The 10,922-nt window shown below is 70.0% G+C and carries 8 protein-coding genes; 3 read left to right on the forward strand and 5 right to left on the reverse strand.

The window, feature by feature from the left end; translation table 11 throughout:
* Nucleotides 1-38: 38 nt before the first annotated feature.
* From thrS to ACZ5BU_RS11230, 3 genes are all read right to left on the reverse strand, one after another.
* Complete coding sequence (gene thrS / locus ACZ5BU_RS11220) at nucleotides 39-1,286, reverse strand: threonine--tRNA ligase (protein WP_465697724.1); 1,248 nt, start codon at nucleotides 1,284-1,286, stop codon at nucleotides 39-41.
* A gap of 149 nt (nucleotides 1,287-1,435) precedes the next feature.
* Nucleotides 1,436-2,281 (reverse strand): acyl-CoA thioesterase, encoded by an 846-nt coding sequence (locus ACZ5BU_RS11225; RefSeq protein ID WP_465697726.1) that lies wholly within the window; start codon nucleotides 2,279-2,281, stop codon nucleotides 1,436-1,438.
* 208 nt (nucleotides 2,282-2,489) lie between these two features.
* A complete protein-coding gene (locus ACZ5BU_RS11230) occupies nucleotides 2,490-3,404 on the reverse strand; it encodes a proteasome assembly chaperone family protein (RefSeq protein WP_465697728.1) in 915 nt (304 codons plus the stop codon).
* 162 nt (nucleotides 3,405-3,566) lie between these two features.
* On the opposite strand from ACZ5BU_RS11230, the gene ACZ5BU_RS11235 reads away from it, so the two are divergent.
* From ACZ5BU_RS11235 to ACZ5BU_RS11245, 3 genes are read left to right on the forward strand one after another with little or no spacing between them, the layout of a single operon-like run.
* Nucleotides 3,567-4,583: a hydroxyacid dehydrogenase gene (locus tag ACZ5BU_RS11235; RefSeq protein ID WP_465697730.1), complete on the forward strand. Its 1,017-nt coding sequence runs from the start codon at nucleotides 3,567-3,569 to the stop codon at nucleotides 4,581-4,583.
* Entirely contained in the window at nucleotides 4,583-6,559 is a 1,977-nt protein-coding gene (locus tag ACZ5BU_RS11240; protein ID WP_465697732.1) for a DUF2264 domain-containing protein, read from the forward strand. Before ACZ5BU_RS11235 ends, ACZ5BU_RS11240 begins: the two co-directional genes overlap by 1 nt.
* Nucleotides 6,556-7,083 carry a ferritin gene (locus ACZ5BU_RS11245; protein ID WP_465697734.1) on the forward strand — a complete coding sequence of 176 codons (528 nt, stop codon included), beginning with the start codon at nucleotides 6,556-6,558 and terminating at the stop codon, nucleotides 7,081-7,083. The genes ACZ5BU_RS11240 and ACZ5BU_RS11245 overlap by 4 nt, the downstream gene beginning before the upstream one ends.
* Nucleotides 7,084-7,093: 10 nt before the next feature.
* On the opposite strand, the gene ACZ5BU_RS11250 is transcribed toward ACZ5BU_RS11245, so the two are convergent.
* The gene (locus tag ACZ5BU_RS11250) at nucleotides 7,094-8,989 is read right to left on the reverse strand and encodes a DUF2207 domain-containing protein (RefSeq protein ID WP_465697736.1); all 1,896 of its coding nucleotides are present in this window, start codon (nucleotides 8,987-8,989) and stop codon (nucleotides 7,094-7,096) included.
* Nucleotides 8,986-10,872, reverse strand: coding sequence for a DUF2207 domain-containing protein (locus ACZ5BU_RS11255; protein WP_465697738.1), 1,887 nt, complete (start codon nucleotides 10,870-10,872; stop codon nucleotides 8,986-8,988). Before ACZ5BU_RS11255 ends, ACZ5BU_RS11250 begins: the two co-directional genes overlap by 4 nt.
* Between the last annotated feature and the right edge of the window lie 50 nt (nucleotides 10,873-10,922).

Consider the following 10,922-nt stretch of genomic DNA (forward strand, 5'->3'; position numbering starts at 1 on the left):
AGGCCATCACAATCGCGCTCCGCAGCCGGCGCTCGCGCTCACGCCGCATCCTCGTCGGCGATTGCGATGGCCTGGGGCACCGCCGCACGCCGGATCCGGTCCAGCACCTCGCCGATCGGGGCCGGCTCCCACCGGAGGCCGTCGCGTTCGCGGATCGCCAGGGCACCGGCCTCGGCTTCGCGCGCCCCGATGACGGCCTGGTACGGCGCCAGCCGGTTCTCCCGGATCCGCGCGCCGAGGCTGCCCTCGTCGGCGTGCGCGATCTCCACCCGCAGGCCGCGGTCCGACGCCCGCCGGGCGACCTCGACGGCGAGCTTCTCCTCGTCGTCCGAGATCGGCAGTACGACGACCTGCACCGGCGCGAGCCACGCCGGGAACGCGCCGCCGTGCACCTCGATCAGCTGGGCCATCGCCCGTTCGATACTGCCGACGATCGCCCGGTGCACCATCACCGGCCGGTGTTTGTTGCCGTCGGCACCGATGTACTCGAGCCCGAACGCGGCCGGCTGGTGGAAGTCGAGCTGGACGGTCGACAGGCTGAACTCGCGACCGGCCGAATCCATCATCTGGATGTCGATCTTCGGCCCGTAGAACGCGGCGTCCCCCGGCGCGTCCTCATAGTCGACGCCGGCGTCCTTCAGCACCTCGCGGAGCAGCTCGGCGGCCTGCGCCCAGCTCGCCGCGTCACCGACGTACTTGCTCGACGGACTGTTGAACTCGGCATCGACGGAAGGCAGCGCGAGGACGTAGCGAGACGCCGCGACGCCCATATCGGCGTACGCCTGGTTGATCAGCTTCAGCGCCGACGCGGCCTCGGCGGCGACCTGGTCGAGGCGGCAGAAGATGTGCGCGTCGTTCAGCTGCATCGCGCGGACCCGGCTCAGTCCGCCGATCGCGCCGGACAACTCGGCGCGGTACTGGCCGCCGAGTTCGGAGATGCGCAGCGGGAGTTCACGGTAGCTGTGCGAGCGGGAGCGGTACATCAGCGCGTGGTGCGGGCAGATGCTCGGCCGCAGGACGAGTTCCTCGCCGCCCATGTCCATCGGCGGGTACATGTCGTCGTGGTACTTCGCCCAGTGGCCGGAGATCTCGTACAGCTCCTTCTTCGCCAGCACCGGCGAATACACCTGCTGGTAGCCGGCTCTTCGCTCCACCTCAGCGATGTAGCTCTCGAGCGCACGCCGTACGGCGGCGCCGGCCGGCAGCCAGTAGGGCAGGCCCGCGCCGATGAGCGGGTCGGAGTCGAACAGGCCGAGTTCGCGGCCGATCTTACGGTGGTCGTACATGGTGGTCTCCTCGTTGAGATGGGGCGAGAGACCACCGGGCACGACGAAGCCCCGGGGCACTCGCCCCGGGGCTTCGGTCGACAGTCAGCTGTCAGCGCGCCGGGACGAACCTCGGCGTCGTCGTCACTACTGCGCGCTGCAACATGCTCCTAAGTTAGCAGATCCGAATCCAACCCGACCGGACGGATGAGTCCCTCCTGTGCGACGGACGCGATCAGGCGGCCGTCCACGGTGTAGAGCCGGCCGGTGGCGAAGCCCCGCGCGCCGGACGCCGACGGCGATGCCTGGTCGTACAGCAGCCACTCGTCAGCGCGGAACGGGCGGTGGAACCAGAGCGCGTGGTCGAGCGACGCGGGCTGGATCCGCCGGTCGCCGATCACGATGCCGTGCGGCAGCAGGCTGGCCCCGAGCAACGTCAGGTCACTCGCATACGCGAGCACACACGCGTGCAACGCCGGCTCGTCGAGCAGCTTCCCGGCGGCGCGGATCCAGAACTGCCGGCCCGTCACCCCGGCCAGCCGTACGTCGAGCGACGCCCATTCGCGGTCCCAGTCCGCCGCGGGCCGTCCGCTCCGCGCTTCGAGTACGGTCGCGAGGCGCGGCGCCTCTTCCGGCGGTACGACGTCGTCCGGCATCGGGTCCTGGTGGTCGAGACCGGGCTCCGGCCGCTGGAACGACGCCGACATGTAGAAGATCGGCTTCCCGTGCTGGGACGCGACCACCCGGCGGCTGCTGAACGATCCGCCGTCACGGGTCGGCTCCGCGCGGTACACGATCGGTACCGACGTGTCTCCGGCGCGCAGGAAGTACCCGTGCAGGGAGTGCACGACGCGCTCGGCGTCGACGGTCCGGCTGGCCGCGGCGAGCGCCTGTCCGAGGACCTGCCCGCCGAACACCCGCTGCATCGAGGTCTGCGGCTGACGACCCCGGAACAGGTCGACGTCGATCTTCTCCAGGTCGAGCAGCTCGACCAGATCCTCCAACGACTCAGGCATGCCTCATCCTGACAGGCGCAGCCGCCCTACTCCGCCGTACCCACTGTGGAAACCGTCACGTACGCCCCGCCCGCCTCATGTCCCATTTGGCTGGCATACCCACCAAACGCCGGGTTCCTGAGCCTCGCTGAGGGTCACAAACCCCCGATTTGCCTGGTCAACCAGGGCAAATGCGGCGCCGGGGACCGGGCGGGGCGAGGGCGTGCGGTCAGTTGTCGTCTTCGCGGTTCAGCTCGGCGAGGAACTGCTCCACCTCGGCGCCCAGTTCATCGGCGGACGGGGTGGAGTCGGCGAGGAGGCTCTTCCGGCTCAGTGAGCCGGCTGCGGCGTCGTACTGCGTCTCGAGGGCCTTCACCACCGCGCTGGCGTCCTCCGAGGCGTCGACCTGCTCGTCGACCAGCCGACCCGTGACGGCGGCCTCGTCGAGCAGGGCCTTGCTAGGGAGGAGCAGGCCGGTCGCGGCCGAGATTGCGTGCACGAGCGCCAGCGCGGCACCCGGGAAGCGGTTCTCGGCGAGGTAGTGCGGGACGTGGACGGCGAAGCCCATCGCGTCCTTGCCGGCCTCGCCCAGGCGGACCTGGAGCATCGTGCCGGCGCTCGCGGGCAGCACCATCTCGCCGTCCCAGATGTTCGAGCGGGTGACCAGCTCCGGCCGGGTCGCGTGCGCGGTCAGGCCGAGCGGGCGGGTGTGCGGGACTCCCATCGGGATGCCGTGGACGCCGATCGTGAGGGTCACGTTGTACAGATCGATCAGCTGGCGGATCGCGCCGGCGAACCGATCCCAGTGGTTGTCCGGCTCGGCGCCCTCCAGCAGCAGGAACTCGACGCCCGCGTCGTCGGTGACGAGGTGCAGCGAGAGGTGCGGCGGGGTGTAGTCGGTGAACCGGTCCTCGGCGAACGTCACCTCGGGCCGGCGGGCCCGGTAATCGTGCAGCAGGTCGACGTCGAACCGCGCCAGCAACCGGTGGTCCAGCACCTCGAGCAGGTGGTCGGCGGTCACGCGGCCGGCCTGGCCGGCGTCCATGAACCCGTCCAGCGAGTGCACCATGACCTTCGGCGTCGCCGCCGGGCCGGTCGCCACCGACTCGTCGACGATCTCGTAGAGGTCGTCCGGTCGCAGCATCGTCGTCTCCTTCGCAGTCGCCAACTGGCCCTTCTATTGTCCCCAACGCCGGGGTGCGCCGGACAAATTCCGGTCAGCCAGAAGTTGCAGGGAAGATTCAGGATGTTCCAAGACTCGGCACCGGGGCGACAACTCTGGAAAGCGCTTGCTAGCGTGGTCCCCGTGAGCCTCGAACCGACTTCCGCCCCGACCGTCATGCTGGCGATGAACGCCGGCAGCCGCGAGCGCGTGCTCGTCCCGCGTGTCCGGCAGCGCCTGGAAGCGGTCGCCACCGTCCTGCCGGTCGGCCCCGGTACGAGCTTCCTCGCCGACCCCGCCGTACGGGCGGCGCTCCCGGACGTCGACGTACTGCTCACGGGCTGGGGCTGTCCGCGGATCGGGCCGGACGTCCTGGACGAGGCGCCCAAGCTCCAGGCGATCCTGCACGCGGCCGGCTCGGTGAAGGCGATCGTGGACCCGATCGCGTTCGACCGCGGCATCCAGGTCTCGTCGGCGGCCACCGCGAACGCGCAGCCGGTCGCCGAGTTCACGGTCGCGGCGATCGTGATGGCCGGCAAGCGGGCGTTCCGGCTCGCGGCGCAGTACCGGCTCGAGCGGCGCAAGGCCGACGCGCACGAGATGCCTGGCAACTACGGCGCCACGGTCGGCCTGCTCGGGGCGTCGCGGATCGCGCGGATGGTCGCCGAGCGGCTGCGCACGTTCGATCTCGAAGTACTGATCAGCGACCCCTACCTGACCGCGGACGAGGCCGCCGGGCTGGGCGCGGAGCTGGTGGACAACGACACGCTCTTCAGCCGCAGCGACATCCTCAGCGTGCACGCCCCGCTGCTGCCCGAGACCGTCGGCCTCGTCGATGCCCGCCTGCTCGGCCTGCTGAAGGACGGCGCCTCGCTGATCAACACCGCCCGCGGCAAGATCATCGACTCCGACGCGCTGCTCCGCGCGTGCGCGTCGGGCCGGATCGACGCGGTCCTCGACGTCACCGACCCGGAGCCGCTGCCGCCGGACTCGCCGCTGCTCGACCTGCCGAACGTCTTCGTCACCCCGCACGTCGCCGGTGCCGTCGGCAACGAGATCGCCCGCCTCGGCGAACTCGCCGTCAGCGAACTCGAACGCCTCGCCACCGGACAACCCCTGCAACACGCCATCAGCCCCACCGAACTCGGAAGGCTCGCCTAGTGACCCGCCTGATCCTGCCCGCGACCGACCGCGAGCTTTCGCGCCAGACCGGCTGGGTGCGGGCGCATTGGGAGGCACTCGCGGATCACCTGCTCGACTCGCTCGTGCCGTACTTCTCCCCCGGCGGGTCGCTGGTCCAGCTGCCCGGCCGCCCGAGCCGGTCCGGTACGGCGTCCGACGCGCTGGAAGGTTTCGCCCGGTCGTTCATGCTGGCCGCGTTCCGGATCGCCGGCGTGCAGGGCAAGGGTTGTGAGCAGCTGATCGAGCGGTACGCACGGGGCGTCGCGAACGGTGCGAACCCGGACCACCCGGAGGCGTGGCTGCGGCTCACCCCGCGGTCGCAACAGATGGTCGAGGCCGCGGCGATCGCGGTATCGCTGCACGAGACCCGCGAGTGGATCTGGGACCGCCTCGACACCCGGGCGCAGGAGCACGTCGCGGAGTGGCTCGGCGGGTTCATCGGGTCGACCACGCACGACAACAACTGGCGGCTGTTCCAGGTCGTCAGCGAGCAGTTCCTCGCGTCGGTCGGCGCGCCGTACAAGCAGGAGGACATCGACGGCGGCCTCGACCGGATCGAGGACTGGTACGTCGGCAACGGCTGGTACTCCGACGGCGACGGCCAGAACTTCGACAACTACATCGGCTGGGCGATGCACCTGTACCCGGGTCTGTGGGCGCGGATGGCCGCCGCGACGCCGGGAGCGCAGTACGAGGACCGCCTGAAGCTGTACAAGGAGCGGATCCGGCTGTTCCTCGAGGACGCCGTACACCTCGTCGGGAACGACGGGGCGCCGATCTACCAGGGGCGGTCGCTGACGTACCGGATGGCGGCCGCGGCGCCGTACTGGATGGGCGCATTGCTCGACTCGACGCCGCTGAGCCCGGGTGAGACGCGGCGGTTGTGCTCCGGGATCGCGCGGCATTTCGTCCAGCACGGGGTGCCGGACGAGCGTGGGGTGCTGACGCTCGGGTGGTACGACACGTTCCTGCCGACGACGCAGCAGTACTCCGGACCTGGGTCGCCGTACTGGGCTTCGAAGGGTTTCGTCGGGTTGATCCTGCCGCCGGAGCATCCGGTCTGGTCGGATCCGGAGGACTCGGTTCCGCTGGACGACGCGGATCAGCTGAAGGCGATGCCAGAGCCGGGGTGGATCGTGCACGCCAGCCGGCACGATCAGGTCGTGCAGCTGGTGAACCACGGCGCCGACCATGCGCCCGTTGCCGAACCCGAAGGTGTCGAGCCGGCGGGTGATCCGCACTACAACCGGCTGGCGTACGCGAACCACGCGGGGCCGGACCTGTCGGATCACGAGCCGGGGATCGACAACCTGATCTCGTTGGTGTCGCCCGATGGTGTCGCGAGCGCGCGGGGGCGGATCCGGCGGCTCGGCGTCGAGGGACGTACGGCGTCCTCGTGGCACAAGTCATGGCTCGGGGCCGACGGTCCGTGGCGGATCGAGGTCACGTCGCTGGTCCACAACGGGTGGGAGATCCGATGCGCCCTGGTCGAAGGCCCGGAGGGCGCGGCCGTCCGCAGCGCCGGCTTCGCCATCGCCGGAAACTCCTTGCCTGAGGCAACCTCCACGGCGGCTGCGCCGCCGGAGCGAGCGGAGACGGCGGAGGAAGCGGGCGCCGCCCCCACCACCTCCACCCCCACCACCGCGTCCGCGCGCAGCGCGGACGGGTTGTTGTCTGCGGTTGTCGGGTTGTACGGGTATGAAGCAGCGGGCGTGCACCGAGCGGTAGGTGTGAACCCGTTCGGCGTCCACTCGGCGACGCCGTACCTGACCGCACAGCATCACGGCGAACCGCTTGTGCTGGTGAACGCCGTACTGCTCACCCGGGACGCACTGCGGCCGGAAGCGCTTGCCGAGGGCATCGATGTGCGGGTGGACGGTACGACGGTCCGGATCGGCCTGCCCGGCGGCGACACCGAGGTGATCGCGCTGGGACAGAGTAGATTGACGGAATGAGCACGTACGAGAAACTCCTGCAGGAACAGATCCGGAACGAATTCACCGCGTCGCAGCAGTACGTGGCAGTCGCTGTCTGGTACGACGCGCAGGATCTCCCGCGGCTGGCCGCGCACTTCTACAAGCAGTCCCTGGAAGAGCGCAACCACGCGATGATGATGGTGCAGTACCTGCTGGACAAGGACATCCGGCCGCAGATCCCGTCGGTCGGCGAGGTCGAGTCGGATTTCAAGACCGCGATCGAGCCGCTGGAGCTCGCGCTGGCGCAGGAGATCACCGTCACCAAGCAGATCGAGACGCTGGCCCGTACGGCCCGCGACGAGAGCGACTACGTCGGTGAGCAGTTCATGCAGTGGTTCCTCAAGGAGCAGGTCGAGGAGGTCGCCGCGATGAAGACGCTCGTGAACGTCGCACAGCGCGCCGGTGACAACCTGTTCCACCTCGAGGACTTCCTGGCCCGCGAGGTGGTCGGCGACACCGCCGCCGACCCGACCGCCCCGGCCGCCGCCGGCGGCGCGGTCTGAGCCGTCCGGCCTACCAGCTCCCGCCGCCTCCGCCTCCACCGCCACCACCGGAGGACCCGCCGCTGAAGCTGAAGCCCGAGGTACTGCCGCCGCCCGAGCCGCTGGAGCTTGCCGAGGGCGGCGAAACGAACGAGTCGGCGACCGTGGAACCGACCGAGGCGGCTGTCCAGGTGGAGGCGTAGTACGACGGACCGACGTACCAGACCGGGTCCGGGGACAGCCGACCGACCTGGACCAGCTCCGCACAGACCTGCTGCCAGCGATCCGCCAGGCCGAAGGCGATCGCCCAGGGCAGGTGCTTCGAGAAGATGTCCTCGCCCTCCTCGAACCGCAACTGATCGGCCTCGGCGGTCGCGAGGTACGTCCGGAATCCGATGACCTGGTCCAGAACCGCCCGCCCGGCCGCTGTCCGCCTCCCCCGCCGCTGCTGCGCTCGCCACGCCCACACCACCACCAGCAGTGTGATCGCAGGTACGACGATCACCAGGAACCGCCCACCGGTGAACGGACCCGACCCGAGCTGTCCCGCGGCAACGGCGAGTACGACGACCGCGATCGCGCTGAGCCAAGCAACGCCCGAGCTCCCGCCGCTGCCCGACCCGTGCGGCAGCCTTCGGTACCACTTCCGCTCCCGGACCTGCGCCCACAGGGCAGCGATCGTCTCGTTCGCGACCCGTTGCATCGTGTAGTTGCCTCGGCCCGGCGGCAGGAGCAGTCGCTCGTCACCGGACTCCTGCGACGGGAACAGCCCCTTGAGCAAAGCCTTCTCGTGCGGCGCGATCGCGACCGCCGGGTCGACGAGGACCGCCTTCCGCGCGCGGTCGCTGGAGTTGTCGATCCGTACGGCGCCACGCACCGCCAGGTCGATGAGCGTGGCCGAGACCTCGCGGGTCGTCGCGCTCCTGTTGAGCAACACGCCACCCTCGCCGACCGGGATCCGCGGCGGCGCGAACGCGATCGGCAGCTGGTCCTCGCTGAGATCGTCCTTCACCAGCCGGGTGGCGACGCCGTCCGGCGGGACGGTGCCTGGCGGCAGACCGGCGTACCGCTCGTCCCGATTGCCCATCCGCCGGTAGAACAGGGCGAATGCGACTCCCGCCAGCGTCAGCGCCCCGGAACCCGCGAGCGCGAGCCAGGACAGTCCGTTCCGCTGCATCCAGGTCGGCGGGTCGACCACGATCGGGGTGTCGTTCTGCACGGCGCCGGACCTGATCCCGGCGACGACCGTGAGTTGGCTGCCGCGGACCAGGTTCGGGGCACCGAACACGCCCTTGCCGCCGCTCGCCGACTTCTGCGCGCAGGTCCGCGTCGAGCCGGTCTCGCCCGCGAAGCACTCCACCTGGGTGACGCCCTGCGGAACCGTGACATCGACCGTGACCTTGTCGATCACCGCGTCCCAGCCGCTGCCGGTGGCGTCCCAGTACAGCTCGCTGTGGTCGGCGAAGTGCCGTAGTGCGCCGCGTACGTCGTAGGTGATCAGGTACGTCGCATGGTCCAGCGGGATCCGCTGGGTCTCGGAGCCGATCTTGATCCGCAGGATCTGGTCCCGGTCGGAATGGGACTTGATCGTCTCGGTGGTGAAACCGGCCGGCGCGTCGCTCGACACCTTGATGCCGGAAACCTCGTACTTCTGGTCCTTCGAGCCGTCGTCCTTGTACGGCTCCCGGACCACGAGGTCGCGGTAGGTTCCGTGCCGGCCGATGCTTGCGAACCTGTAGGCGATCGTCTCCTGGACGTGCAGCACACCGTCCGCGGACACCGTGTAGTCGATCGTGAAGTTCTTGATCTCGTCACCGTCCGCCGCCGGCGCAGCACCAGCCGGAACCGCGACTCCGGCCGGCACCAGGACGGCGAGGGCGGCGAGGAACGTGCCGCCAATCACCCCGAGTGCACGTCGTACGGTCACCAGCTCCCGCCGCCTCCGCCGCCGCCACCACCGCCGGAGAAGCCGCCGCTGAAGCCGGAAGAGCTGCCGCCGCCGCTGCCCGAGCTGGACGGGGTCGGCGGCGGGTCGAAGCTGTGGGCGAGGGTCGAGCCGACGGCGCCGGCGGTCCAGCCGGAGGTGTAGTACGACGGGCCGGAGTACCAGTACGGGTCCTGCGGGATGCGGCCCGCGGCGACCAGCTGCTCGCACACCTTCTGCCAGCGGTCGGCGAGCCCGAACGCGATCGCCCACGGCAGGTACTTCGAGAAGATGTCCTCGCCCTCCTCGAACCGGAGCTGGTCCGCCTCGGCGGTGGCCAGGTACTTCCGGAAGCCGACCAGCTGGTCGGTGACCGCCCGGCCCGCCGGGTTCCGTTGCCCACGGCCACGGACCGCGATCCAGATGCCTAGGGCAACGATCACGGCGATCACCGGGACCGAGACCGCGAACGCCCGGCCCGCCCCGCCGGTCGCGGCGCTGGCCACCGTCCCGAACAAGCCGGCGCCGACAACCCAGATCGCGATCATCGCCATACAGGCACAGCCGAAGCCGTTCTTGAACACCGAACCACCTCCGGCCCGCGGCATCCGCAGGTACCACTGGCGCGCCCGCACCTGGTTGCGGAGCGCCTTGATCAGCTCGTTGTGCGCGTGCCGCATGGTGTTGTCGCCGACCGCGCCCCGCTGCAGCACGACCTCGGATCCGGGCTGCAGTGTCGGGAAGAGGCCGGACATCAGCGCCTGCTCGTGCGGAGCGGTCGCGGCCGCCGGGTTCAGCAGCACCGCCTTCTGCGTAGTGCCGTCGTTGTCGATCCGGACGCCGCCGCGGACGGCCATGTCGATGAGCGTCGCGGCCGTCTCGACGGTGGTCGCCTTCGCGTCGATCAGCAGGCCGCCCTCGGCGACCGGGATCTTCGGCGGCGCGAACGCCACCGGGAGCTGGTCCTCACGGAGATCGTCCTTCACCGGCTGGGCCGCGACCCCGTCGGGCGGGAACGTCCCCGGCGGCATCCCGGCGTACCGCTGGTCCTTGTTGCCGAGCTTCGCGTAGAGCGCGGCGACCACGATCGCCGCGACGGTGACGATGCCGGAGACGATCAGCTGCAGCCAGGACAGGCCGTTGCGCTCCATCCAGCTCGGCGGGTCGACCACGATCGGGGCGTCGTTCTTGACCGCGCCCGCGGTGATACCGGCCACGATCGTGAGCTGGTTGCCGCTCTCCAGCTGGGTCGCGCCGAACATACCCTTGCCGCCGGTGACCGTGCTGGACGGGCAGTTCTGGTTCGAGCCGACGGTACCGATGAAGCACTCGACCTTGGTCACGCCCTGCGGGACGTCGACGTTGACCTGGACGTTCGCGATGGTCGCGTCCCAGCTGCGGCCGGTCGCGTCCCAGTACAGCTCGCTGTGGTCGGCGAAGTGCCGCAGCGCGCCGCGCACGTCGTACGTGATCACGTACGTCGCCTCGGTACCGGGGACCGTGTCGTCGGCCGAGCCGATCTTGATCCGCTCGGTCGAGTACCGGCCCTTGTTCGACTCCGTCGTGGTCTTGGTGAAGTCCGAGCTGACGCCCCGCGTCGGCGAGGTCACGTGGACGTTCGAGACCTGGTACTCCTGGTCCTTCGAGTCGTCGTCCTTGTACGGCTCGCGGGTCACCAGGTCTCGGTAGATGCCGTGCCGGCCGGTGCTCACGAAGTGGTAGTCGATCGTCTCCTTGACCTGCAGTACGCCGTCCGATGTGACGGTGTAGTCGATCGTGAAGTTCCTGATCTCGTCGCCGGCTTCGGCCGATGCCGGCAACGCGAATCCGGCCAGTGCCAGAACGGCGACCAGCATCGTGACGACTACCCCGAAAGCCCTACGCATGTCCGTGACCCTACCGACGAGGAGGGTCCGCGCGTGGCAGGCCCGACACG

The sequence above is a fragment of the Kribbella sp. NPDC031520 genome, from assembly GCF_055580825.1.